A 24,006-nucleotide genomic window follows, 5' to 3' on the forward strand; every position below is an offset into this window, starting at 1 on the left:
AATCAGGACACCTGCCAGTCGCCGTGGTGACGCAGCACGTCGCCGGGCAGCCAGCGAATCACGCGGGTGGCGCCGCCGAGTGCGCCGATGCGCGCGTCGATCTGGTCGAGCGTGTCGGCTTCCGCGGGCTCGCCGTTGATCCAGCCGATGTCGCCGATCTCGGTGGCGATGCCGCAGAACCCGTTCGCATACGGCGCGAACGCGCGCGCGCCGGCGCGTGCGCAGAGCTCGCCGATGCCGTCCGGGCCGAGCGTGATGGACGGGCCGTCGCCCGCCTCCGCGATGCGCGGCAGGCGTTGCAGCTCGGTCATCGGCAGCACCATCCAGAACGTGAACAGGCCCTGCCAGAACGGCGCCTTGCGCAGTTCGCGGCAGCAGCTCAGGACCAGGTCGGGCCGGCCGCGACGGGCGACCGACTGGTCGATCACGTCCATCACCGAGCCCTTCGCATCCTCGCCGCTGTCGACGAGCAGGATCACCGAGAACTGCGGCGTCGTGACCCGGTAGCAATTGCCCCAGTTGCGCACGTCGTGCGGCGGCACGGCCGCGCCGATGGTCGGCTGCTCGCCGTAGAACGGCAGGATGTCGATCTCGATGTCGCCGATCCGCACCGTCTCGCCCCAGCCGGGCGCGAGCACCGTTTGCCCGACATCGCGTAGCGACTGCTGCATGTCGTCCTGCGCCAGCAGCGATGCGACCGGGATGCGCGGCACGATGACGGGCACCGATCCGTCGCCGCCGTGCCGCAGGATCGTCGGGACATGCCAGTGGTCGAGATGGCCATGCGTGACGAGCATGCCGTCGATCCGCAGGCCCAGGTTGGACGGCGCGCGATCGAGATCGGGCAGGCCGACGTTGCCGCCGATCGCGAGGCTGATCGGGTCGGTCAACAGGCGGGTGGTGTCGGAGGCGATCAGCAGCGACGCGTGTTCGAGCCGCTGGATGCCCGGGCCGTCGAACGCCGGCCACGCCAGCGCCGCGTCGCCCTCGGGCCGTTCGCAGCCGAGCAGGCGGGGATCGGCGTACAGCGCGGACAGCGGCTGCCAGTGGTTGCGCTGCAGCGCGTCGCGCAGCGCGTTCGCGAGTTGCGGCACGTCGCCGGCGGCAGTGTCGAGCACGATCGGCTCGCCGTGCCGCGGCGCGAGCGCGAGCGTCCAGCGGTCGCGCTGCTGATGCAGATCGTAGAGCAGCGCGCGGCTCGCGATACAGCCGCCGGCCGCCACCGAATCCGGATCGAACAGCTCCTCCAGGAACGGATAGCGCGCAATCGCGTCGCGCAACAGCGCGGCGCAGGCGGCCGGCTCGAATTTCGCTGCCATGAATTGCTGCATGAGCGCGTCCTGCTGCTCGATCAGCCGGCCCAGGTCATGCGCGCGCGAAGCCAGAATGCCTGTATTGAGGAAGACCCCCAGGCGATCATCGACAGACATGGTGTGTTTTGCCCTCGGATTCTCTCGGCGAAACGCTGCATGCGCCCGCGCGTCCCGTCACCGGGTCGCGAGAGGCCGCATCGTTCCTTTATCTTTTATTGCGCCGTGCGTGGCGCGACGCATCGACCGTCAGGCCGACAGCGCGACCCGGACGCTCAATGGCCGCATGTCGGTCCAGTTGGCGTTGATCCATTCGAGACAGGCGTCCCGGGTTCCCGACGGGCCCGCCGCCCGCCAGCCGTCCGGCACGAGCTTGTCGTCCGGCCAGATCGCGTATTGTTCCTCGTGATTGACGACCACCTTGAAAATGGTGTCGTGGTTCGGCATTTCGGCTTCCATGTCTCTCTCGTTTCAATAATCGATCAAGCGTGTCACACGCATAACATGATTCGATATTTCTATAAAAACAGCATGCCCAGCCATGCCAGGCAACGATGCAAGCACTTTGAAATCGAAGCGAGCAGACTTTACCATAAGCCATCCGAAAACAATTACATTTCTATTGAATAAAAACAAAGTAAATCATAAGCGGCGCCGGCAAATAATCCCGCCAATTGTTTATAAATATGTGAATTGATGGCAAACAATCTGTCCTTTCGATTAAATCGATAATCGACTTAATTGTTTGAATATTTTGTATGGTGCGTTTTTAAAGCGGAGTCCCGACGCATGGCCTTGCTACCCAGTACCCTCACCATCCCGCGCGAGCGCCCGACGGCCCGGCACCGGCTGCTGGTGTTCCATCACGCGTGCGGCGCGGCGGCCAATTACTACCGGTGGGCGGCGTCCTTCCCGGACGATATCGAGGTCTGGCTGATCGAACTTCCCGGTCGCGGCAAAAGCCTGGGCACGCGCGCGATCGATACGTTGTCCGAACTGATCGACTTCCTGCGGGCCCTCCGCCCGCTGCTGCCGCGCGACTACGCGGTGTTCGGCCACAGCATGGGGGCGCTGATCGCGTACTGCTTCGCGCGCGACATGGCGCAACTGGGGCATCCGCCCGTCTGGCTCGGTGCGTCCGGCACGGACGCGCCGTTCTACCCGCATCGCCACGCGCCGCTTGATGGCGCGCCGGTGCACCGGCGCAACGACGCGGACATCGTCGACTATGTCGTGTCGCTCGGCGGCACGCCGCGCGAAGTGGCCGAGCACGACGCGCTCCGGGCGATGCTGCTGAAGCTGGCCAAGGCGGATTTCCGCGTGATCGAGGCATGCTTCCCGCTGCCGTCCGCAACGGCGCTGCCCTGCCCCGTCACGGTCTTCTCGGGCCGCGACGACACGTTGCTGAGCCCCGCCGGGCAGCGCGACTGGTTGCGCGCATCACGGCACACGGTCACCTTTCGCGCGTTCGATGGCGGGCACTTCTATCTGTTGGAAAACCCCGCCGTCGTTCAGCACGCGATCGGCGAGGCGCTGGCCGATGCGGTGCGATGCGACACCGCCGAGGCGTCGGCCGGCCCGTGCCGCTGACGTCGACGCGTGCGGTGATGCCGGCAGTCGCGCGGGCGCCCGGGCGCGCGGTCGGCCATACGCCGCGACGCATGCATCACGCGGCACCGTCTTGCCCCTTCGGGAACACGCCGCGGCTCATCGCGTCGAGCTGCCGGCCGATCTCCGCGCGCAATTCGGCGGAGATCTCGAGGCTGTCGAGCAGTTTCGAAATCCACAGCCCGTCGGCGGCGAGCCGGCAGATCATCAGCGTCGCGGCCTGCTCGAGCGGCACGGGGTCCGGCCGCGTCCATTCCCGCATCGGCACCGACCAGCGCGCGCGCGTGTCCTGGTCGGTAATCATCGACGCGACCAGCACGCGCAGCACGTCGGTGCTCGCGACCGAATGCGACTCGTCGAGCACCGCGTGCATGTAGGCCCGCGCCACCGCGCCGGCGCCTTCGGCATCCGCCGCCACCCGCGCGGCCATCTGCGCGGCGAACCGCTCGGTCGCCTGGCCGAACAGCGCATCCAGCAGCCCCTGCTTGTTCGCGAAGTGATACTGCAGCGCGCCTTTCGTCACGCCGGCCCGCTCGGCCACCGCATCGAGCGTCAACGCGGCCACGCCGTGATGTGTCGCGATTTCCGATGCAGCCGCCAGCAACTGCGCACGCACCTGATCCGGCGCTTTTTTACGACGCACGCCGGCGGTGGGGACGGCCGGCGCCGCTGCGGCTTCAGGCGCCCGCGCACCGGCCGTTCCAGCCGGTTCGACGGGCGCGGACGCATCGTGCGGCGCGGGTTCGAGGTGTTTTTTCATGGTGCGGATGGTAGCACCCGGCGTCTCGATATAAACATTCCGGCCGGATGGTATGATCCGCCGCATGACTACACCGACCTCCTCCCCCTGGTCCGCGCTCGACACCGCCATCGCCCGTGGACGCGACGCCCTGGTGCGTCTCCAGCAGCCTGACGGCAGCTGGTGTTTCGAACTCGAATCCGACGCGACGATCACCGCGGAATACATCCTGATGATGCATTTCATGGACAAGATCGACGACATCCGCCAGGAGAAGATGGCGCGCTACCTGCGCGCGAACCAGCGGCTCGACACGCATGGCGGCTGGGCGCTGTACGTCGACGGCGATCCGGACGTGTCGTGCAGCGTGAAGGCGTACTTCGCGCTGAAGGCGGCCGGCGACAGCGAACATGCGCCGCACATGGTCCGCGCGCGCGACGCGATCCTGAAGCTCGGCGGTGCGGCCCGCGCGAACGTGTTCACGCGCATCCTGCTCGCGACGTTCGGCCAGGTGCCGTGGCGCGCGACGCCGTTCATGCCGATCGAATTCGTGCTGTTCCCGAAGTGGGTGCCGATCTCGATGTACAAGGTCGCGTACTGGGCGCGCACGACGATGGTGCCGCTGCTGGTGCTGTGCTCGCTGAAGGCGCGCGCGCGCAATCCGCGCAACGTCTCGATCCGCGAGCTGTTCGTCACGCCGCCGGACGAGGAACGCCGGTACTTCCCGCCCGCGCGCGGCATGCGCCGGCTGTTCCTCGCGCTCGACCGCACGGTGCGCCACGTCGAACCGCTGATGCCGAAGAGCCTGCGGCAGCGCGCGATCCGTCATGCCGAGGCGTGGTGCGCGGAGCGCATGAACGGCGAGGACGGGCTCGGCGGCATTTTCCCGCCGATCGTGTATGCCAACCAGATGATGCAGGTGCTCGGCTACCCGGACGACCATCCGCTGCGGCGCGATTGCGACAACGCGCTGGAGAAGCTGCTGGTCACGCGGCCGGACGGCAGCATGTATTGCCAGCCGTGCCTGTCGCCGGTGTGGGATACCGCGTGGAGCACGATGGCGCTCGAGCAGGCGCGCGGCGTGGCGGCGGCGGAAGACGGCGAGCCGGGCGACGCACGGCGCGCACTCGACGAACGCATCGCACGCGCGTACGACTGGCTGGCCGAACGCCAGGTGAACGACCTGCGCGGCGACTGGATCGAGAACGCGCCGGCCGAGGTCCAGCCGGGCGGATGGGCGTTCCAGTACGCGAACCCGTACTACCCCGACATCGACGATACGGCGGTCGTCACCGCGATGCTCGATCGCCGCGGCCGCACGCATGCGAACGCGGACGGCACGAACCCGTATGCGCCGCGCGTCGCGCGCGCGCTCGACTGGATGCGCGGGCTGCAGTCGCGCAACGGCGGCTTCGCGGCATTCGACGCCGACTGCGACCGCCTGTACCTGAACGCGATCCCGTTCGCCGACCACGGCGCGCTGCTCGATCCGCCGACCGAGGACGTGTCGGGCCGCGTGCTGCTGTGCTTCGGCGTGACGAAACGGGCGGACGAACGCGCGTCGGTCGCGCGCTGCATCGACTACGTGAAGCGCACGCAGCAACCCGACGGGAGCTGGTGGGGCCGCTGGGGCACGAACTACATCTACGGGACGTGGAGCGTGTTGGCCGGCCTCGCGCTCGCCGGCGAGGACAAGTCGCAGCCGTATATCGCACGCGCGATCGAATGGCTGCGCTCACGGCAGCATGCGGACGGCGGCTGGGGCGAGACGAACGACAGCTACATCGACCCGAAGCTGGGCGGCACCAATGGCGGCGAGAGCACGTCGAACTTCACCGCGTGGGCGCTGCTCGCGCAGATGGCGTTCGGCGACTGCGAATCCGATTCGGTGAAGCGCGGCATCGCGTATCTGCTGTCGGTCCAGCAGGAAGACGGCTTCTGGTGGCACCGCTCGCACAACGCGCCGGGCTTTCCGCGCATCTTCTACCTGAAGTATCACGGCTATACCGCGTACTTCCCGCTGTGGGCGCTCGCGCGCTATCGGCGGCTGGCGGGCGCGGCGGCCGCGCGAGCGTCGGCCGCGCACGGTGCGACGGCCGTCAAGTCAGCGGTCACGGTTCTCGCCTGAGCGGTAACGTGACGGCGCAACGCCGTCACACGAAGCCCTCTTCGACCAGCGTGCAGCCATGCGCCGTGATCTCGTGCCGCTGGCCCGAGCCGCCGACCACGCGGCTCCAGCTTTCGGATACGAGCATGGCCGCGGCGCCGTCGGCGTGCAGCGCATAGCCGAAGCCGCCATACATGCCCGGCACCGCGAACCATACGCGTCCGGCTTGCGTGTCGAGTTCAAGCAGCGGTTCGAGTTCGGGCAGGCGCAGCGCATCGACGCGCAGGTGTGCGATGCGGCCGAGCATCATCGCGTGGAAGTGGCGCTGGATGTCGCGCAGCGTTTCGGCGGGCACGAAGCGTCGCGGCTGCGGCGTCAGCAGATCGAGCAGGTGCCGATGCCCGCGCTGCGCGGCGATATCGACCGGGCGCGCGCCGTCTGCATCGCGCAGCATGCGCCACGCGCCGAGCTGCAACAGTTCGACGACGACCGCTTGCGGCGCGCCGCCGTAGGCAGCCTGGTGCAGCGGCGTATAAAGCGACGTCCCGCCAAGCCGTGTCGCGTTGACGAGCTTGTGCTCCTTTGCAATGCAGTCGAGCATCGTTGCCCAGTCGCCGTTGCGCGCCGCATCGGCCAACGCGTGCCGGCTCGCGACCTGCGCGTCGTCGAGCACATCGGCGCCCGTGATTCCATCCCATGTGATGCCCAACCGTTTTCTCCTTTCGCCTCTCGCGCATCCAGCCGGCGCGTCGTCCGCTCATCATAAGCGTTCGCCACGGCCGTGCGCGCGCGACACGAGAGGCGGCGCCGGCAACCGCCCAACCCGCCCGCAAGTATGGAATCATGCGAACGCGCCGTCGGCGCGTTCATTTCACTTCGACTCAGGATGCCAGCCGTGCTCGACATTTCCACCATCACCGATGCCTTCGCCCCGAATGGCGAACCCGTGCAATACCGCGTGCCGCCCGAGAAGCTGCTGGCAGGCGACCCGCTGCAGACGCTCACGCCCGGCTTCACGAGCCCGTGCGGCCGCTTCTCGACCGGCATCTGGGAAAGCACGCCTGGCCGCTGGCGGGTCGCATACACCGAAGCGGAATACTGCGAGATCCTGGCAGGCACGTCGGTGATCACCGATGAGGACGGCAACGCGAAAACCCTGCGCGCCGGCCATCGCTTCGTCATTCCGCCGGGCTTTCGCGGCACGTGGGAAGTCGTCGAGCGCACGCGAAAGATCTTCGTCGCGTACGAAGCGCAGCCGACGGAATGAGCCGCACCGGCCCCGGCGTCGGAAACGTTACCGCCGGCCGTCGAGCGCGCCGAGGATCCCGTACGCGGCCTTCACGCGGTCCTCGTTCGGATAGCTGCGGTTCGCGAGCATCACGATCGCGATCCGCTTCGACGGGACGAACGCGACATAGGTGCTGAAGCCGTTGGTCGAGCCCGTCTTGTTGATCCACGTATCCGCGCTCGGCGCCAGCGGCGGCTTGATCGCGGCGGCCGGCAACCCGTCGCGCAACATCTTCATCGAGTTGCCTTCGAGCAGCGTCGGCAGCGCGACCGGATACGGGTACTGCTCCCAGATCAGGTCCTGCGTCAGCGGCCCCGCGCGGAAATAGCCGGTGTGCGTGCGTTCGAGCGCGCGCTGCAGGCGCGGCGCGGTTTCGATCAGCCCCATGTTCGCCTGGACGAAGCGCAGCAGGTCGGCCGCCGTGGTCCGCACGCCGTAGGCCGGCTGCCACAGCATGCCGCCCGTCATCCGGATCGGCTTGCCGTCCTGCGTATAGCCCTGCGCATAGTCGGCCTGGCGTACTTCCGGCACGTTGATGTACGTGTGCGTCATGCCGAGCGCGGGAAAGAGCCGCTGCTCCATCAGCACCGCGAAATCCTTGTGCATCGCCTTCGCGGTGAGCCACCCGAGCATGCCGACCGACACGTTCGAATACGTACGATACGTACCCGGCGCGTGCGCGGGCCGCCACGCGCCGAGATAGCGGATCAGGCCCGCGTCGTCGCGGATGCTGTCCGGCACCTGCACGGGCAGGCCGCCGGACGTGTGCGTGCCGAGATCGCGCAGCGTCACGACACCGAACGGCTTGCCCTGCAGCGCGGGCAGATACTTGCCCACCGGGTCGGCCAGCGACAGTTCGCCGCCCTCCTGCGCATCGGCCGCGAGTGTCGCGGTCAGCGTCTTGCTGACGGAGCCGATTTCGAACAGCGTATCGCCGGTGACAGGCTTGCCCGATTGCGTCGACATCACGCCGTAGTCGAACACGTAAGGCTTGCCGTCGGCGACGATGCCGATCGCCATGCCGGGAATCGCGTACTGCTTCATCAGCGGCGCGATGTGGCGGGTGACGGTGTCGCGGAGTTCGTCCTGGGTGACGGCGGCCGCGCGGCCGGCCGTGGCGGTGGCACACGCGGCGACGAACAGGGTCGCGGCGAAGCGTGTCGCGTTGAATCGCATGGTGGCGGTTCCTTCGAGTTCTGATGGTTGCGTGGACAACGGATCCGGCCATGCCGTGCGGTAGTCGCAGTGGCCGGCCTGCCGAAGCAGGACTATCCGCTGTCGATCCGCCGCCAACAATCGACGATATGTTGCGCGAGCCGAAAGAAAAACTTATGAGATACGCGAAGGACTGCTTTGACCTGATGCCATTCCCGAACCGCTCGTCGTTTTGCCGGAAAAACCTGTCGGTTTTAACAGCATGCAATCCGGCGGCCGAATCGCACCGCATCGAAAATCGGTGAAAAAGAGATAAGTCTTGTCAGATCCCCATGCGCTGGCGCATCGCGCGATTGATTCGCCCGCGCGGATCGCAGTAGACTCGCGGAAGCAAAAAATAAGATCCATCCTGAGAGAAACAATGAATCGCCATTCGCTGATCGCCTGCTCCCGCGTCATGGGTTGTCGCCCGGTCGCGTGATTTTCACGCATCGACCGCTCCGCAGCGGGTACACGCCACGCCGCCGCGCGCCACTCGCGCGCCCGTTCGCCGCATCGCCCGCCAGCCTAAAGAACCGCCAGGGTCCCCCGCGCATGGCCCGCGCACGCCCTGCCTGACCGGAGAGCAACCCCGTGACCGAAACCGTGGCCGCGTCCGCCTATCGGCCGCGCGATGTCGTCAATGCGCCCGACATCAAGGCGGCCATCGCCCGCCGCAGCGCCGAGCGCGGCGATCCGGCCGACATCCGCGCGTGGCTCGGCAACCACTTCTTCCGCTGGGTCGTCGGCGCGTTCGAGCAGGCGCAGCCGCTCGATTCGATTGCCGACTATCGCGCGCTCGCCGGCGCCGACCGGCCGGCGCCCGACTGGCTCGTGCGCCGGTTCCGTCCGCAACCGGCCTCCGGCGCGGCGGCCGACTCGGCGCCGCTGCCGGCCGTCGAGCCCAAGCCGCTCTACTTCATCGATCCCGAGCACATGCTGCTGACCGACCGCGAGCGCGTGCTGGTCGAATTCCTGCGCTCGCGCGCCGGCACGCGGCTCGCGCAGAAGCTGCAGCGCATCACGTGCGCCATGGCGCTCGACATGTGGGAGCGCGAGCACCAGCGCATGCAGGCGCGTCGCGACAAGGGTTGGGTGCCGAGCAGCGGCCTCGCGCTGCGTGAGGTGCTGCGCACGCCGAACGGGATCGTGTTCGAATTCGCGGGCGATCATGCGGCGCTGCGCGAGGAACTCGCCTACGAGTCGTACTACATGCAGCACTGCCTGGGCCAGTTCGCGGATCGCCGCCGGCTGCGCGGCGGCTACGGCGAACAGTACGCGCAAGCCGCGCAGGAGGGCCGGCTGCGCCTGTTCACGCTGCGCGGCGCGGGCAACCAGCCGCACGTGACGATCAGCCTGCAGGTGACCGGCAACGGCCTGCGCATCGACCAGATCAAGGGCAAGCAGAATCGCCATCCGGTGCGCCGCTACGCCGACGACGTCCGCCAGTTCCTGCGCGCGCTCGCGCCGCGCGGCGAGCGGCATCCCGATTGCGAAGGCATGGGGCTCGTGTTCGAACCGGACACGCCGGGCGCGGGCACCGGCGAATGGACCTTCGTCACCGACGTGCGCTCGCCCGACCATCTGCTGAGCGTGATGAGCGAGAACTTCCACCTGATCGAGCACTTCCCGCAGCCGCCGGCCGTGCTGCAATGGCTGCTGCTGCGCAACGCGCCCCATGCGCTCGGCCAGCTTCGGCAAATCGACCCGGCCGTAGCAGCGGCCGCGCGCCACGCATTGCCGGCCGATGCGCTGCCGGCCGCGCGAGCGCCCGGCGGCGCACCGCCGGCAGCCACCGCGTTCGAGATCGAAGGCATCGCGATCGATCCCGCGCTGTGCGCGACGTTCGCGTTGCCTGCGCCGGCAGACGGGAGCGCGCCATGCTGAAATGGCTGATCGGCGCAGCCGTGCTGTGGGTCGTGTGGTACGTGTGGCGGTCGGTCCGGGTCGCCGCGCGGATGGTGCGCGAAGTCGATGCCGACCAGGTCGCGGGCGCCGACGCCGCGGTCACGGTCCGGCAGACCGCCGCCGTCAAGCTCGCCCAATCGCTGGCCGAGCAGGCGCCGCCGAACCGCCGCCGCTGGTCGCTCGCGCTGGCCGACATCCTGCTGATCCGCAACGGGTTGCGCTGCGATTGCGACGCGCTCGTGTACGCACTGCCCGACGCGCAGCGCAACAAGCTCGCCGCCCAGCTGCGACGCGAACTCGACCTGCCGGCCGACCTGCCCGAGTGGCAGGTCGTGCAGCGCGTGCCGGCCATCCTCGCCGGCTGGATACGCGGCGTCGGCCGCTCGCACGAAGGCTTCTACGAACAGCTCGCGGCCGAAGGCCGCGTGCGCGATGCGCTGGCGTTCGATTGCGCGCGCACCGCGTTTCTCGTGCGCTGCATCGCATTGCTCGGCTGGGCGTCCGAACAGCATGCGTGGGTGGTATTGCTGCTCAATGCCCAGCGCGCGCAGGACAGCTTCGACAGCTGGGAAGACTTCGGGCTCGCATATGCACGCGCGCGCCAGCACTGGCTGCGCGGCAGCGGCCAGGACGGCCCCGCGTCGTCGCGTGCGACCCAGGAAGTGCGCGAGCACCTGCGCAATCCGTCCGGAAACTGGCTTTCACTGCCGTGGAAGCGCTACCGCATCTTCGATCCCCAACCCGTTTCGTCATGACCGCCGACACCGACATGTCCTCCGTTTCCGCCGACCTGATTCCGCCCGCGAAATCCCGCTGGTTCATCTGCGACGTCGACGCGCTGCTGCGCGCAGGCGAGTTTGCCGCGCTCGACACGCAGCTCGATACCGCGCTCGCCGCCAGCTTCGCCGACCGCACCGCCGAAGCGCGGTACGTCGACGCACTGCCGGCCGACGTGCAACCCTGCATCGAAGCCGGCGCCGAAGGCCTCGCGCGCCTGCGCGCATGGCAGGCCGCGAATCCGCGCTCCGCGCATGCGTGGCTGTGCGAAGCGCACTACTGGCACCACTGGGCGTACGAGTATCGCGGCGGCGGCTGGGCCGAGACGGTGACCGAAGCCGGCTGGATCGGCGCGCATGCGTGCGCGGCGCTGACGATCGTCGCGGCGCTGCGCGCGCTGGTGCTCGCGCCGACGATGTGGAGCGCGCCGAAGGTGATCTTCACGAGCGTGTCGTCGTTCGGCGAGCCCGAGTGGCTCACGCAACTCGTGCGCGAGCGCCGCTGGCCCGTCACCGAACTGCACCTGAACGTCGGCGCCGAAGACGAAGCCACGCGCGCCGAACTGCAGCGCATGCTCGCGCGCTCGGGATTGAATCCCGACCAGCCGGTCGCCTGCCCGGCGGAATTTCCCGACGCGCTGCCCGGCCCCGTCCAGGGCAAGAAGCTGCGCAAGGAAAAGTGGTACTGGATGGAGGCGACGCTGCATATCCACCCGACCCAGTACTTCTCGATGCGCACGTTCATCTGGTACATGCAGCCGCGCTGGGGCGGCTCGCACGACCACGTCCGCGCCTTCATCGATTCCGACGCGTGCGCGCATCTCGACGCGGTCGAGAAGGACCGGCTGCGCCACGAGATCTGGCGCGACGAGTACTACGGCGAGACGCTGGATTCGGATGACGACGACGACACCGTACGCCGCGCGATGACCGCGACGCTCGCCCGCGCGAACGCCGCGCTGCATCCGTATCACCGCTGGGAGACACTGCACTGGCTCGCGCGCAGTCACTTCATGCGCAACGAAGACGAACAGGCATACGTGCGGCTCCAGGAAGCCGAGCGCCACGGACCGATCGACGACAACCGCGCGATGGCGATGGGTTTGCGGCTGATGCTCGCCCTCGATCCGCATGGCGACTGGCTGACCGGCGCGATCGAGCGTGCGTCGGACGCACGCGCCTGCACGGCGGCGATGATCCTGCGCGGCTACGCGCATCGCACCGGCACGTTCGGCTTCGCCCAGGACGACGCGCGCGGCGCTGCATGGCTGGAAGCCGCGCGCCTGAACGAACCCGGCTCGCTCGCGTGGAACCAGCTCGCCACCGCGATGGAGGATGAAAACCGGCGCCCGGCCGATGCCTTTGCAATCTGCCAGCTCGGCTACGAGGCGGGCGGCAATTCATGCGGCTACCTGCTCGGCTGCTTCTACAGGGACGGCACGCATGTCGAGGCCGACCCGTACCGCGCCGCCCACTTCTTCCGCGAGTCGATGGAGGCCGGCGGCAACGTGGCCGCTTATAAACTGGGATACACGTACCACCACATCGGCCAGACCAGCACGGATCGGGCCGAGCGTGCGCGCATGCAGGTCGAGGCCGTCGAGGCCGCGCGCAAGGCGCACGAGATGGGGCATACGGACGCGCTCGAGAGCATGCTGATGTTCATCAGCGACATCGAGGATCACGCGTCGCGCCATCGCTATGTCGACGAACTGCGCCAGCATGCCGAAGCCGGCCATCCCGCCGCGATGGCCACGCTGTCGTTCTGCCTCGCCGACATCGGCGACAAGTCGCTCTACGACTATCGCGAAGGCGTGCGCTGGATCATGGGCGCCCAGGCGATCGCACCGGACGACGAGTTCGTGCGCACCATCACGCGCATCAGCTACGAGGACGGCATGCTCTCGAGGCTGCGGTTCAAGATGCAGCGCAAGCAGATCAAGGCGCACGAGATTCCCGGCGCCGACAACGCGATGGTCTGAACCCCGGGCGGCAAGCCGGGCCGCGCGCGCCGTCCGAATCTCGACCGGACGGTCAGCCCGTGGTCGTCCCGCGCATTACCCCGGCAGCCGGTCGAGAAACGCCAGCATCGCCGCGTTGAACCGCTCGGGCCGCTGCAGCGGCGCGAAATGGCTCACGCCGGGCAGGGTCGTCAGCGTCGCGCCCGGAATCGTGCGCGCCAGGTACGCCGCGTGCTCGGGCCGGATGAATTCGTCGTGCTCGCCCAGCACGATCGTCACCGGCACGGCGATCGCCGCGAGATCCTGCGCGCGGTAATCCGGTTGCGTGCGCATCATTTCGCTGACCGCCGCGACGAACGCGTCGAACTGGTCCGGCGTCGCGGACAATGCTGCGTAGTCCTTGCGGTGCCGCGCGAAGCAGCGGTCGAGCAGCGGGCTCGGCACGATCTCCTTCGTCCCGCTCGGGTCCATGTTGCACGCGAAGAAGAACACGCCGGCCGCCCGTTCCGGCGCGCGATCGGCCAGCACGAGCGCGATGCACGCGCCGTCGCTCCAGCCGACGAAGCGCGCGCGGTCGACGTGCAGCGCGTCGAGGACCGCCAGCACGTCCGAGGCCATGCGTTCGTAGGAATAGGGTTGCGCGTCGCGCGTGCTGCGGCCGTGGCCGCGGCTGTCGATCACGATCGCGCGGTAGCCGGCCGCGAGCAGCGCCGGCACCTGGTTGCCCCAGTTGCCGCCGTGGCCGAGGCCGCCGTGCAGCAGCACGACCGCCGGGCCATGGCCGAACGACGCGTGCCAGATGCGCGCGCCGTCGTGTTCCAGCCATCCTTGCTCATCGGCCGCCGGCAGCGGCGTGCCACCTTGCGATTCGAAGCGGGCGAGGTCGTCGTCGTTGAATTCCGCATGCATCGTTCAGCCATCCTGTCGAGGGAGACGTGCTCGCGATTGTAATGCGTGCGGCCGACGCGGCCGCGACCGGTCAGGCCTGCGTCGACACCAGCCCGCCCGCCTGCGAGCCGCCCGATTTCTGGATCGCCGCCGCGAGTTGCGAGATCGCGGTCGAAAGCGCCCCCGAGATCGCGCTGGCTTGCGCGCTCAGCGACTGCTGTTCGATCGCCGCGGCCGGGTCGTCCTTCGCGCGCTGGCTCGCGCTCGCGATCTGCTGCTCCAGTGCCGCGAGCTGCTTCTGCAGCCGCTCGATCAGCGCCTTCAACTGGCTGACCGCCGGGTCCGACGACGCGCCCGATGCGCCGAGCGTCTGGCCGGTGGCGCCGGCCGCATCCTTCGTGCCGGCGGTGGCGGTCGCGTCGGCCGTGCCGGTGGTGCCGGTGGTGCCGGTGGTGCTCGTGGCGTCGCCGGTGGACGACGTCGCGGCGGGCTTGGTTGCGCTCGCGCTGCTGTCGGCCAGCGGGGATCGCGTCGTCGTGGAGAAGTCGATCTGCATGGTGTCGGTCCGTGTGTTGGGAGGCGTCGTGACGGAGGAGGAAACGCCTTCCAGATTGTTTACGGCATTCGTCACACGAAACTTGAGTATCGGGGCCGGACTGATTTAGCCGAAGATCGACCGGTTTAGCCACGAAAGGGCCAGATTGACGGCCCGGCGGCGCTGGTAAAATCGCGGCTTCGCCAGCGGGATTCGTGCGCCAATCGCCTCCGGGCACCAGCGCGCAACGCCGCCGGCCTCGACTCCCGCCCTTCCGGGCGCGGCACGCGGCACGTGCCGGCGCCGCGGTCGCGGCTGCGCGGGTCGCCTTTTTCGTCCGCCGGTGCCCCGCTCGCCCTGTCGAGCGGCGAGCGCCATGCGGCGCGCACGCACTTCATCACGTATTCGAGGAACACACGATGGCCCGCATCGGCGCCTTCTGCATCACGACGTGGCTTGCCGCCGCGATTCTCTACTTCGGCCAGCACTCCGTCGCGATGATCGTATTGAGCGGTGTCGTCGTATTCGGCGGGTTCGATCTGCTGCGCCCGTAAGCGCGCGGGCTCGACACGTTTCCCGATCCGTCACGGCAAGCCTGCCTGAAGCGAACGCCGCGGGCTTTCAACCCGGCGCCTCCCCGGCTCGCTCCCGCTTGGCGCGCCCTCACGCAGCCCACACCCCCGTCAGCAGGCCGCGAACGTCGGCACCGCCGGCGCGACCGCCAGCGCGCGCTCGTTGAACACGACCGGCACGCCGCCGAGCCCCAGCCGGCAGTTCGGGCGATCGAGCCGCCACCCGTCGACGCGCAGCGCGACGCGCGACACCGGCGCGCCGCCCGCATGCGGCAGGTCGATCGTGATCTGCCGCTTCCCGCCGGGTATCAGGTTCAGGTAGTTGTCGCTGTAGAACGCCGGTAGCACACGCGCGCCGGTCGACGGATCGAATACCTGCAGGTGCGTCATCAGCGCGACGGCGGCGCCGAGGTTCGCGACGTCGACCGTGATGCGCGTCGTCGCATCGTCGGCCTCGGCCGACGATGCGTGGACGGACACGGCCGCACCCGGCATCGTGTCGAGCGACGTGTATGCGTCGTCGCCCCCGTCGCGCTGCCGCCAGTAGACGTTCTCGGCCAGCATAGTGCCGCCCGAATCGGTCAGCGCGAGCGCGACGATGCACACGTCCGACTTCGCGGCGGCCAGCGCCGACGCGAGGTTCGCCACCACGCGATACGACGCCTTCGCGACGCCGCCGACATCCGCGCTCGTCCGGCTGCTCAGCGTGCCATCGAGGTTGTACACGCGCATCTCGACGCGGCCGGTGACGGCCGCCGCCGTGTGATTCGCGATCGTCACGTCGGCCGTGCTCGCATCGAGAATCGCATTGACGCGACGGCACCCGTGCCGCACCGCGAAGAACGACGCGTGCGCGTCGAGATCGTGGCTGTACATCTGCCACACGAAGCTCGGCTGCGCGGGGTTCGTCATCCACATGATCACGCCGGTCGCCGGCGACGTGATCTTCCCGGCCACCGGGCCGATCATCACGGCCGCGTTCGCCTCGTAGATCGAGCGGATGCATTCGTAGTTCATCATCTGCGCCTTGCGCACGAAATCCGCGAGATTCCGGATCGCGCCGTAGCGCAGCGCCGTCATCGCGATGTAGCCGGCGCCGCCCTGCTTGCCGACCGCCGGGTAGTACGCGCCGTTGCCGTTCATGTCGCGATCGGCCCAGAAGTCGTCGGGACATTCGTACGAGGCGGGCGGCAGCATCGCTTCGACACATTCGAGCGTCGGGATCGAATGCGAACCGACTTCGTTGTGAAACGCGACCGACGTCGTGCCGTAGCCGCGGCTGAACGCGGCCTGCGGCGAGGCCCAGTTGTACGGCCCGCCTGACGAATAGCCGTTCACCGCGCCGGCGCCCGTATCGCCGGCCGAACTCGTGAGGCACAGGCGCTGCGGGTCCAGCTCGGCGACGAGCGCGTCGAGCCCCTTGACGAGTGCCGGCGGCGGCGCACCTTCGTTGCCGCCGCACCAGAGCAGGATCGACGGTCGATGACGGTGGCGTGCGATCAAGTCGCGGATATTGTCGAGATCGCGCGGCACGTTGGCCGGGCCCGACCCGTCTCCTTCGGTCGAGAAAAAGAAATCCTGCCAGACGAGGATCCCGTAGCGGTCGCATGCGTCGAAGAAATCGTCGCTCGTGCTCTGCCCGTTCCAGTTGCGAATCAGGTTGAGGTTCGCATCGCGATGGAGCCGAACCTGGTGGAACAGCCGCGCGCGCGGAATGCGTTTCAGCGCTTCGTCGAGCCCCCAGTTGCCGCCCATTACAAGGATCGGCAGGCCGTTGACCGTGATGCTCAACTGCTTGCCCATGCCGATGTCGCGCGCATAGTCGATGCGGCGCAGGCCGATGTTCAGCGTGCGCTCGTCCGACAGCAGGCGCCCGACCTTGACGCCGACCGTCACCGCATGAAGCGTCGGTTCGCCGTACCCGTTCGGCCACCACAGGCGCGGTTGCCTGATCGACAACGCCGCGATCTCCGACGACGTGAGCGACACCTTCGTCGTCGTGCCCGACGCGGGAATCGCGATGTCGTGGCTGAACGGCGCGCCGTTGCCGATCGTGCCGACGAGCGTCGCGACGAGATCGGCGCCCGAGCCATTGTCCAGTTCGAGATCGAGCCGCAGCTCGGCGCGCGACAGGTCGGCGGACAGCGTATGCGCGACGTGGATCGCCGCGATGCGCACCGCGCCGGTCGTGAACCAGGTCACCGGCTGCCAGATGCCGAGCTCGCGATCGGGGATCGTCGGCAGCCAGTCCCAGCCCGCCGAGCAGAAGAACGTCGGCCCGTTCTTCAGCGTGACGCCGGTCGGGCCGCCGTTGCGCCCGCCACGCGTGACGCCGCTCTGGTAGCTCGGCAGCAGCGGCCCTTCGGAGAACTCCAGCTTGACCACGCGCACCGCGAGATGGGCCGCGCCACCCGCCTGCGGCACGAGCCGCGAGACGTCGAACGCGCGCTGCGTGAACGCGCCTTCCAGCCGGCCGACGAGCGCGCCGTTCAGCCAGACCTCGGCGCAGTAGTTGACGCCGCCGAAGCGCAGCCACAGGCGCTGCCCCGGCTGCCGCGCCGGCGCCGCGAAGGTCGTCCGGTACCAGTAGTCGGTGTCTTTCAGCGTATCGGGAAGGGTGTCGGTGACGATGCGGCCGTAGAACGGATCGGGATACCTGCCGTTGACGATCATGCTGTTCAGCACGGTGCCGGGCACCGTTGCCGGCGCCATGCCCGTCACGCCGGCCGCGCCCGACAGTTGCGCCCCGCTCACGCCCGGCAGGCTGCTCGCCGATGCGAACGTCCAGTTCGTCGCGAGTTCCTGCGTGGCCAGCAGGCTGCGCGCCGGGTCGGTCGGCACGCCCGGCACGGTCGGTGTGACCGTCGCGGGACCGTCGGCGCCCGGCGTGCCGGCGGCGCCCGCTGCCGGATCGATATCGCCGTTGCAACCGGCGAGCCAGCTCGTACCGGCGAGTGCTGCGCTGTAAGACAGGAATTTCCGGCGCGATTTCGATTGCATGGTGTCGTGCTCCCGGATGGCGTCGTCTCGACGGTCGCACAGGGTGGCCTCTGCGCGTCGTGCCCGCTTGGGTTTACCGCGCGCCGGCCTGGCGCATGCGCATCGCCGCTGCCGACCCGCCGGCCGTCATCTGCGTGTAGTCCGCGTTCGGCCCGGACGGCGGCGTCAGGTTATCGGCGGCCGCCCATTGCGTCGGCGTCGCGGACAGCGCGTAGTTCATCGTGCCGCCATTGGCGATCTTGCCCAGCGGCAGCCATGACCCCGCGTAGTCCGCGCCATTGACCTTCAGCGACTGGACATACGCAAACGACGGGCGCCCCGCGCTGTCCATCGTGACCTGCTTGTCGCTTTCGAGCCGCAGCGTCTTGCCGTTGCCGAACCACACCGTGATCCCGCTGAACTGCGGCGTGGACAGTGCCAGCCCCGCTTCCGACGGAATGACCGGGAACATGCCGAGCGCCGCCCACACGTACCAGCTCGACGTCGCGCCCATGTCGTCGTTGCCCGGCAGCCCGTCGCGGGCCGTCGTGAACGCCTTCGACATGATGATCGGGAGAACGTACTGTGCGCCGCTCGGCTGCCCGGCCCAGTTGTACCCCCACGGCGACTGGAACGACGGTTCGTTGCCGATGTACAGGGTGTTCGACGATTCGCCGCCGTTCAGGCTGCCGGAGGACGGCACGGTCGAGAACGGCGTCGTGATCGCAAACAGGTTGTTCAGCCGCGTGACGGCCGCCTGCTTGCCGCCGATCGCGTCGATCAGCGCGCTCCAGTCCTGTGCGAAGGTCCAGAAGTAGTTCGGCTCCGTCGATTCGTGGAACGCGCCCTGCACCAGCGTGCCCAGCGTGCCGGGCGCCGAGCCGGCCGGCGGCGCGTTGCGCGCGGCGATCACCTTGTTCGTGTAGTCGAAGATGTTGCGCCACCACCCGGCCCGCGTGTACAGCGTGCCGATGGTGTCCGGCGTGACGCCGACCGACGGCGCGTTCAGCACGCTGGCGGGCAGCGCCTGCAGGAACGCGGCCGCGGAGCGGTCGCTCAGCACGCGCTCGATGGTCGCCGACGACGAGTGACCGTCATCGCTCTGCGACAGGTAGTGGGCCGTCAGGAAATTGGCCAGGCCCGCCGCGCTCGTGCGATCGTTGCACGCGCTGGACGGATCGAACACCGACTGCTTCGTCAGGCGGGCGGCCGACACCAGGTCGAAATCGGTCGCGCCGAACTTGTACGCGCCGGCAATCACGTTCAGCGCGTTGTCGCCCGCCATCGGCGTCGAGTCGTCGCTGCCGTCGACCCAGTGCGGGAACGCGCCGCACTGCAACCCGTCGACGACGAGCGACTGCATCATGTCGCTCGATTCCTTCGGGGCGAGCAGCGCCAGCAGCTGCGCCTGCGACCGGTACGTGTCCCACAGCGAAAAGCCCGTGTAGTGGTTGCCCGCACCGCCCTGCGATCCGTCGGCACGCCGGAATGCGTAGTCACTGACCTTCGCCGTCGCACGCGCCGGGATGGTGCCGGTCTGGTCGACCGACTTCGGATAGCTGCCATCCGCGTTCCTGGGCTGGCGCATGCTGCGGAATTCGCCGTTCGTGTCGCTGTAGAGCGTCGGCGTGCCGAACACGCGATAGAGCGCGGTGTAGAACTTCGTCAGGTTCGCCTTCTGCGTCGCATTCAGCGATGCGGGCGTCGCGGCCTGGTCGATCTGGATCGTGTTGAGCCGGTCGTTCCACAGGCCGGACGCGTTCTTGCGTGCGTCGTCGAACGCGACCTTCTCACCTTCCGCTTTCAGGTTCGCCTGCGCGTTCTGGACGCTGACGGACGACACCCCGACTTTCACGGTGACGGTTCGGTCCGCGTCGGTCAGGTCGAACTGCAGCGTCGCCGCGCCGTTGCTGGCGGTATTCACCGCGGAGGTGCCCGCCTGCTTGCGCAGCGGTTTGTCGAAGGTCGCGTAGAAATACACGGGCGCATTCCATACGGTGCCGTACGGCGTGCAGAACGCCGGCGCCACGGCCTGCCCGCTCATCGACTTGCCGTCGCTCGCGAGCGCCAGCGCGACGTGGTTCGCGGTGACCTTCGTGCTGCCCGCATCGCTGTTGCCGTTCAGCTTCGCGTCGATCGAGAAGAAGCCCTTGTCCTTGTTCGTGTACGTGAAGCGCGCGAACCCGGCGCGCGCGGTCGCGCTCAGCTCCGTCACGATGCCGTTCGAGAGACGCACCTTGTAGTACCCGGGTTCGGCCGTTTCATCCGCATAGCGGTACCCGATGCCGATCGGCCGGCCGCCCGATGCCACGGCCGTCGCCGCGTCGGTCGGCAGCATCGCGACCGCGCCCTGCCCCGGACACCCGACGCCGCTCAGGTGCGTCACGCTGAAGAAGTCGATGGTGCCGCCCGCCCCGCCCGACGACAGGTAGCCGCCCGAGCCGTTGAAGTCGTAGCGCGGCGTGTTCGGCCCGAAATTCACCATCCCGAACGGCACCATCGCGCCCGGGCTCACGTTGCCCGCGTAGCCGGAATCCGCATTGACCTGCGTGCCGATCAACGGATTGACGAACTGCGTCAACGCCATGTCGGTGCGCTTCGGCGGGGCCGGTTGATCCGGCTGGGACGGTTGCGACGGCCCCGCCGTCGGCGGGACGGTCGACGGCGTGTCGCCTGCGCCGTTGCTGGCCGTCTGGACACTGTTCACGTCGTCGCCGCCGCACGCGGCCAATGCCGCGCAAGCCAGTGCGGCGACGAGCAAGAGTCGTGGATTTTTCATTGTTTCGTTTAGTACCGTTAATTAAAACGATTGATCCGGCGCCGATGATCATCCGGCACGCCGCCCGGCTTGCGGCCCGGCGCGGCACATCGATGCCGCGCGGCGTGGCGTCGGCTACCCCCCCAAACGACGTCACGCTGACTTTCAGATGCGAACACCCGGCGACGGTCGTTGCCGCCGCAACCGTCGCCTCCACCGCCCTGCCTTCTGGAACGTCACAGGCTTCCCAGGGGCTTACAGTGCCGCAACGACTGTTTATTCACTACAAGAAGTTTCCCGAATTTTCAGTTTGTTTAACTAAACAATCCGGCGTTAAGTGGCTTTGGGTACAAAGTTCCGCCATTGTTGCGTTGCAACGGCGGCGCACAGGAGGTGTGCTTTGACGGGCGCCCGGCGAATCCGGGCGCCGCATGAACCGGCGGAACGGAACGAATGAATGAATGAACGCCGTGCGCGTCAGCGCGGCAACGTCCTCAACGAAGAAGGCCCGCCTGTCAATGCGATCCGCTTGCCCGTATCGTGCAGCTTGCCGCCTTCGACCGAATAAAGCGCCAGTTGCCGTTCGACGTTGAACTGCACGATCACGTGCCGGCTGTCGGCGGTGAACACGATGCCTTGCGCGGCTTCGCCGCCGGGCAACTCGCTCACCTTCACGGCCTGCCCGTCGCGGATCTCGAACAGCAGCACCTTGCCGATCTTGTGACGGCCCGGGTTGTCGGCCGTCAGGTTCGAGCCGTCCATCGCCTGCACGGCGATCCACTTGCCGTTCGGCGAGATCGCGACGCCTTCCGGCAACGACGGCACCGTCAGGTACTGGACCGTGCGGAACGGCACGCGCGACACGTCGATCAGCGCGACGGTATCGGCGTCGCCCGCCAGTGTGCCCGTATAGCCCGGCAGCCCCGCGAGCCCGACGTTGCTGACGACCGCCCAGCGGTTGTCGCTCGACACGTCGATCGTGTAAGGCGCGACGCCGGTGCTCAGGCGCGACCCGCTGTCGGTCACCTTGCCGTCGTCGACGTTCAGCACCGCGATGCCCTGCTCGTCGCGCAACGACACGAGCGCATGCGTGCCGTCATGAGTGAAGCTGATCCCGGCCAGCCGCTTCTTGCCGATCTTCAGGTTGCCGTCGAGCGCCACGTTCGTGCCGTCGATGCGCAGGATCGACACGCTGCCGTCGACGTTCGCGACCAGCGCGAGCTTGCCCGAGCGGTCGATCGCGATCCCTTGCGGATGCGTGCCGAGCTCGATGCGCGTGATCGACGGCGGCGCGGCGTCGAGATTCACGACCTGCAGGAACGTGTCGAACACGAGCTGCTTCGCGGCCGTGTCGTAGCGCGTCGGCGCGCCGACGAGCGCGAGCTTCGCGTCCGGCGCGATCGCGACGGCCTGCGGCGGCCCCTGGATGCCGTTCTCGACGTCGACCTGCAATGCGACCTTCGGCGGGAACGTGCTGGCGTCGAGCAGCGTCAGCGTGTCGGCGGGCGGCGAGGCCAGATAGGTGTCGCGGCCCTCGACGCGCTGGTACTTGCCGTCGTTGCCGGACACGATCCAGTCGGCGGCGTGGGCAGCAACGGCCGTCGTGGCGAGGGTCAGCGCGGCAAGCAGGCGCGCACTGCGCGGACGAAAAGGATTCGAATGCATGTCGGTCGATTCTCCGGATCGGTTGCGGACACAATGGATGGCATCGACCCTGCTGCTCGACGGGTCGGTGCCATCGCATGATGCCCGAAAGCCGGCAAATCCGGCGTCTCGCGCCCGGTCCGTTTCCGTCACGCCATCCGTCGCGCGCCGGACGACGGCCATTCGCCCACCTCGTCGAGCGGATACACGGGCCGCGCCAGCCGCTCGTAACGGAACAGCCCGTAGTCCGAACCCGTCACGCCGCGGCTGTCGCACTCGACCAGCGCGGACGCGATCGGCACGAACACCGGCCGGCAATACATCCGCGACTTCAGCAGCAGGAAGCGCGCGCGGCGCGGATCGACGCCGACGCTCTCGAACACGCCGAGATCCCACGGCTCCTGCGTGCGCTCGGTGATGACGAGCGTGGCCGCGCCGATGTCGAGCACGGCCGTGCGGCCCATGTATGCGCGCTGGCCCGTGTAAGTGGGCCCCGTGATCACGTATTCGCCGTCGGTGAGCGCGCGCACGACGCCGGTCGCGCGAAACGGCTCGCGCCGCACGCCGCCGTGTGACGGCAGGCGGTTGCCGATCGATACCGTGACGGTCGCGCCGACACCCGCGTCGATCAGCGCTGCTACGGCCTGCGGGTCGCACAGCGGCCCACTGACGATCCCGTCGAGCCCGCGCGCGAGCGCGGCCTCGAGCAGGTCCATCGTGTCGCACGGGCCGCCCGACATGCAGTTGTCGCCGTGATCGAGCATCAGCACGGGGCGATCCGCGCCGCGCGCGAGCGCTGCGGCCTGCGCCACCGATTCGGCGAGCGGCGCGCTGCGATAGACGAAGTCGTCGCGCGCGTCCCAGATCTGCCGCGCGATGCGCTCGGCCACCGCGTCGGCGGCGGCCCGGTCGCCATCGGCCACCACCACCACGCTGATGCACGGCGCGGGAATGTCCGCGAGCGAGAAGCCGGGCAGCACCGAAACCGCGAGCATCCCGTCGGCCTCGGCCGCGCGCGCGGCCTCCACCGCACGCCGCATCGCGCCTTCCGCGCTCGCGCTGCGCAGCGTCGACGTCATCAGCGGCGGCTGCCGCCACGCGAGTACCGGCCGCGCGCGGCCATGGAGCCGGTCGAGCAGCACGCGCGCCGCATGCTCGCCCGTCTCGACCATATCGACGTGCGGGTAAGTCTTGAAACTGACGATCACATCCGCGTGATCGATCATCTTCTGCGTGACGTTCGCATGCAGGTCGAGCGCGACCGCGATCGGCGCGTTGGGCAGTGCCGCGCGCACGCGCTCGAGCAGATCGCCCTCGCCGTCCGCGCTCTGCTCGGCGACCATCGCGCCGTGCAGGTCGAGCATCACCGCGTCGCAGCCGGGCGCGGCCGCGACGATCGCGTCGCAGATCGCCGCATACGCGTCGGCCGCGACCGGCCCGCTCGGGTTCGCGGCCGCCGATACGGGCGTCACGATCTCGGCGCCTTCGCGTTCGGCCGCGTCGAGGAACGCAGCCATCGCGGTACGCATCCCGCGATTCGCGCGATACGCGTCGTCGCCCCAGTCGGGGCCGTCGCGGCCGAACGCGGCGAGCGGCGTCGGCACCGGCGAGAACGTGTTGGTCTCGTGGTTCATCCGCGCGATCAGGATCTTCATCGTGCGCGGCCCTCCGCGCGTGTCGCCGCGCTGCGCATGCCTTCGGTCATCTCCATCACCTGCATCGTCGACATCCTCCCGATC

20 protein-coding genes are annotated in these 24,006 nt (G+C 68.5%); 8 read left to right on the plus strand and 12 right to left on the minus strand.

Features of this window, described 5'->3' with window-relative positions; all coding sequences use genetic code 11:
* Nucleotides 1–2 precede the first annotated feature (2 nt).
* Entirely contained in the window at nucleotides 3–1,430 is a 1,428-nt protein-coding gene (locus LGM56_RS13695) for an MBL fold metallo-hydrolase (RefSeq protein ID WP_089498904.1), read from the minus strand.
* 129 nt (nucleotides 1,431–1,559) lie between these two features.
* Nucleotides 1,560–1,769, minus strand: a complete 210-nt coding sequence (locus tag LGM56_RS13700) for an MbtH family protein (RefSeq protein WP_089476361.1) — start codon at nucleotides 1,767–1,769, stop codon at nucleotides 1,560–1,562.
* A gap of 330 nt (nucleotides 1,770–2,099) precedes the next feature.
* Here LGM56_RS13700 and LGM56_RS13705 point away from each other — a divergent pair, with 330 nt between their 5' ends.
* The gene (locus tag LGM56_RS13705; protein ID WP_226205124.1) at nucleotides 2,100–2,900 is read left to right on the plus strand and encodes a thioesterase II family protein; all 801 of its coding nucleotides are present in this window, start codon (nucleotides 2,100–2,102) and stop codon (nucleotides 2,898–2,900) included.
* A gap of 76 nt (nucleotides 2,901–2,976) precedes the next feature.
* Here the strand turns inward: LGM56_RS13705 and LGM56_RS13710 are convergent, their stop codons facing one another.
* On the minus strand, nucleotides 2,977–3,678 hold the full coding sequence (locus LGM56_RS13710) for a TetR/AcrR family transcriptional regulator (RefSeq protein ID WP_089498906.1): 702 nt from the start codon (nucleotides 3,676–3,678) through the stop codon (nucleotides 2,977–2,979).
* Nucleotides 3,679–3,730: 52 nt separating this feature from the next.
* Here LGM56_RS13710 and shc point away from each other — a divergent pair, with 52 nt between their 5' ends.
* Complete coding sequence (gene shc / locus LGM56_RS13715) at nucleotides 3,731–5,785, plus strand: squalene--hopene cyclase (RefSeq protein WP_226205126.1); 2,055 nt, start codon at nucleotides 3,731–3,733, stop codon at nucleotides 5,783–5,785.
* Nucleotides 5,786–5,810: 25 nt separating this feature from the next.
* Here the strand turns inward: shc and LGM56_RS13720 are convergent, their stop codons facing one another.
* Nucleotides 5,811–6,473, minus strand: a complete 663-nt coding sequence (locus LGM56_RS13720; protein WP_226205129.1) for an ankyrin repeat domain-containing protein — start codon at nucleotides 6,471–6,473, stop codon at nucleotides 5,811–5,813.
* Nucleotides 6,474–6,659: 186 nt separating this feature from the next.
* Between LGM56_RS13720 and LGM56_RS13725 the strand changes: the two genes are divergently transcribed.
* Nucleotides 6,660–7,031: a cupin domain-containing protein gene (locus LGM56_RS13725; protein ID WP_413226773.1), complete on the plus strand. Its 372-nt coding sequence runs from the start codon at nucleotides 6,660–6,662 to the stop codon at nucleotides 7,029–7,031.
* 27 nt (nucleotides 7,032–7,058) lie between these two features.
* Here LGM56_RS13725 and ampC read toward each other — a convergent pair whose 3' ends face one another.
* Nucleotides 7,059–8,228, minus strand: a complete 1,170-nt coding sequence (ampC, locus tag LGM56_RS13730) for a class C beta-lactamase (protein ID WP_226205133.1) — start codon at nucleotides 8,226–8,228, stop codon at nucleotides 7,059–7,061.
* 153 nt (nucleotides 8,229–8,381) lie between these two features.
* Nucleotides 8,382–8,699 carry a hypothetical protein gene (locus LGM56_RS13735; RefSeq protein WP_226205135.1) on the minus strand — a complete coding sequence of 106 codons (318 nt, stop codon included), beginning with the start codon at nucleotides 8,697–8,699 and terminating at the stop codon, nucleotides 8,382–8,384.
* A gap of 141 nt (nucleotides 8,700–8,840) precedes the next feature.
* Between LGM56_RS13735 and LGM56_RS13740 the strand changes: the two genes are divergently transcribed.
* Genes LGM56_RS13740 through LGM56_RS13750 form a run of 3 tightly spaced genes read left to right on the plus strand, consistent with a single transcriptional unit; the run spans nucleotide 8,841 to nucleotide 12,912 of the window.
* Nucleotides 8,841–10,133, plus strand: a complete 1,293-nt coding sequence (locus LGM56_RS13740) for a hypothetical protein (RefSeq protein ID WP_089498911.1) — start codon at nucleotides 8,841–8,843, stop codon at nucleotides 10,131–10,133.
* The gene (locus LGM56_RS13745) at nucleotides 10,127–10,909 is read left to right on the plus strand and encodes a DUF1266 domain-containing protein (RefSeq protein WP_089498912.1); all 783 of its coding nucleotides are present in this window, start codon (nucleotides 10,127–10,129) and stop codon (nucleotides 10,907–10,909) included. The genes LGM56_RS13740 and LGM56_RS13745 overlap by 7 nt, the downstream gene beginning before the upstream one ends.
* Before the next feature lie 14 nt (nucleotides 10,910–10,923).
* Nucleotides 10,924–12,912: a DUF4034 domain-containing protein gene (locus LGM56_RS13750; RefSeq protein ID WP_226205137.1), complete on the plus strand. Its 1,989-nt coding sequence runs from the start codon at nucleotides 10,924–10,926 to the stop codon at nucleotides 12,910–12,912.
* 75 nt (nucleotides 12,913–12,987) lie between these two features.
* Here the strand turns inward: LGM56_RS13750 and LGM56_RS13755 are convergent, their stop codons facing one another.
* Both LGM56_RS13755 and LGM56_RS13760 read right to left on the minus strand, forming a co-directional pair.
* A complete protein-coding gene (locus LGM56_RS13755) occupies nucleotides 12,988–13,800 on the minus strand; it encodes an alpha/beta fold hydrolase (RefSeq protein ID WP_226205139.1) in 813 nt (270 codons plus the stop codon).
* Between the two features lie 70 nt (nucleotides 13,801–13,870).
* Entirely contained in the window at nucleotides 13,871–14,335 is a 465-nt protein-coding gene (locus tag LGM56_RS13760; protein WP_226205141.1) for a hypothetical protein, read from the minus strand.
* A gap of 398 nt (nucleotides 14,336–14,733) precedes the next feature.
* Between LGM56_RS13760 and LGM56_RS36760 the strand changes: the two genes are divergently transcribed.
* The gene (locus tag LGM56_RS36760; RefSeq protein ID WP_006767081.1) at nucleotides 14,734–14,868 is read left to right on the plus strand and encodes a hypothetical protein; all 135 of its coding nucleotides are present in this window, start codon (nucleotides 14,734–14,736) and stop codon (nucleotides 14,866–14,868) included.
* Nucleotides 14,869–14,997: 129 nt separating this feature from the next.
* Here the strand turns inward: LGM56_RS36760 and LGM56_RS13765 are convergent, their stop codons facing one another.
* Nucleotides 14,998–17,886: a glycoside hydrolase family 2 protein gene (locus LGM56_RS13765; RefSeq protein WP_226205143.1), complete on the minus strand. Its 2,889-nt coding sequence runs from the start codon at nucleotides 17,884–17,886 to the stop codon at nucleotides 14,998–15,000.
* 73 nt (nucleotides 17,887–17,959) lie between these two features.
* A complete protein-coding gene (locus LGM56_RS13770; RefSeq protein WP_226205146.1) occupies nucleotides 17,960–20,644 on the minus strand; it encodes a glycoside hydrolase domain-containing protein in 2,685 nt (894 codons plus the stop codon).
* Between LGM56_RS13770 and LGM56_RS13775 the strand changes: the two genes are divergently transcribed.
* Nucleotides 20,632–21,027, plus strand: a complete 396-nt coding sequence (locus LGM56_RS13775; protein ID WP_144023186.1) for a hypothetical protein — start codon at nucleotides 20,632–20,634, stop codon at nucleotides 21,025–21,027. The genes LGM56_RS13770 and LGM56_RS13775 overlap by 13 nt on opposite strands.
* A 73-nt stretch (nucleotides 21,028–21,100) precedes the next feature.
* Here LGM56_RS13775 and LGM56_RS13780 read toward each other — a convergent pair whose 3' ends face one another.
* Together LGM56_RS13780 and LGM56_RS13785 are read right to left on the minus strand one after the other, a co-directional pair.
* A complete protein-coding gene (locus tag LGM56_RS13780; RefSeq protein ID WP_226205148.1) occupies nucleotides 21,101–22,288 on the minus strand; it encodes a YncE family protein in 1,188 nt (395 codons plus the stop codon).
* A gap of 128 nt (nucleotides 22,289–22,416) precedes the next feature.
* Nucleotides 22,417–23,922, minus strand: a complete 1,506-nt coding sequence (locus LGM56_RS13785) for a M81 family metallopeptidase (RefSeq protein ID WP_226205150.1) — start codon at nucleotides 23,920–23,922, stop codon at nucleotides 22,417–22,419.
* Between the last annotated feature and the right edge of the window lie 84 nt (nucleotides 23,923–24,006).

The sequence above is a fragment of the Burkholderia sp. AU38729 genome (genome assembly GCF_020419725.1).
Lineage (GTDB): Bacteria > Pseudomonadota > Gammaproteobacteria > Burkholderiales > Burkholderiaceae > Burkholderia.

Excerpts from the sequence above, each read along its gene's own strand:
- LGM56_RS13780 (WP_226205148.1), bottom strand. The coding sequence starts at position 22,288 with ATGCATTCGAATCCTTTTCGTCCGCGCAGTGCGCGCCTGCTTGCCGCG.
- LGM56_RS13755 (WP_226205139.1), bottom strand. The coding sequence starts at position 13,800 with ATGCATGCGGAATTCAACGACGACGACCTCGCCCGCTTCGAATCGCAA.
- LGM56_RS13735 (WP_226205135.1), bottom strand. The coding sequence starts at position 8,699 with ATGCGTGAAAATCACGCGACCGGGCGACAACCCATGACGCGGGAGCAG.
- LGM56_RS13745 (WP_089498912.1), top strand. The coding sequence starts at position 10,127 with ATGCTGAAATGGCTGATCGGCGCAGCCGTGCTGTGGGTCGTGTGGTAC.
- shc (WP_226205126.1), top strand. The coding sequence starts at position 3,731 with ATGATCCGCCGCATGACTACACCGACCTCCTCCCCCTGGTCCGCGCTC.
- LGM56_RS13700 (WP_089476361.1), bottom strand. The coding sequence starts at position 1,769 with ATGGAAGCCGAAATGCCGAACCACGACACCATTTTCAAGGTGGTCGTC.
- LGM56_RS13770 (WP_226205146.1), bottom strand. The coding sequence starts at position 20,644 with ATGAAAAATCCACGACTCTTGCTCGTCGCCGCACTGGCTTGCGCGGCA.
- LGM56_RS13695 (WP_089498904.1), bottom strand. The coding sequence starts at position 1,430 with ATGTCTGTCGATGATCGCCTGGGGGTCTTCCTCAATACAGGCATTCTG.
- LGM56_RS36760 (WP_006767081.1), top strand. The coding sequence starts at position 14,734 with ATGGCCCGCATCGGCGCCTTCTGCATCACGACGTGGCTTGCCGCCGCG.
- LGM56_RS13760 (WP_226205141.1), bottom strand. The coding sequence starts at position 14,335 with ATGCAGATCGACTTCTCCACGACGACGCGATCCCCGCTGGCCGACAGC.
- LGM56_RS13750 (WP_226205137.1), top strand. The coding sequence starts at position 10,924 with ATGTCCTCCGTTTCCGCCGACCTGATTCCGCCCGCGAAATCCCGCTGG.
- LGM56_RS13765 (WP_226205143.1), bottom strand. The coding sequence starts at position 17,886 with ATGCAATCGAAATCGCGCCGGAAATTCCTGTCTTACAGCGCAGCACTC.
- ampC (WP_226205133.1), bottom strand. The coding sequence starts at position 8,228 with ATGCGATTCAACGCGACACGCTTCGCCGCGACCCTGTTCGTCGCCGCG.
- LGM56_RS13705 (WP_226205124.1), top strand. The coding sequence starts at position 2,100 with ATGGCCTTGCTACCCAGTACCCTCACCATCCCGCGCGAGCGCCCGACG.
- LGM56_RS13710 (WP_089498906.1), bottom strand. The coding sequence starts at position 3,678 with ATGAAAAAACACCTCGAACCCGCGCCGCACGATGCGTCCGCGCCCGTC.
- LGM56_RS13785 (WP_226205150.1), bottom strand. The coding sequence starts at position 23,922 with ATGAAGATCCTGATCGCGCGGATGAACCACGAGACCAACACGTTCTCG.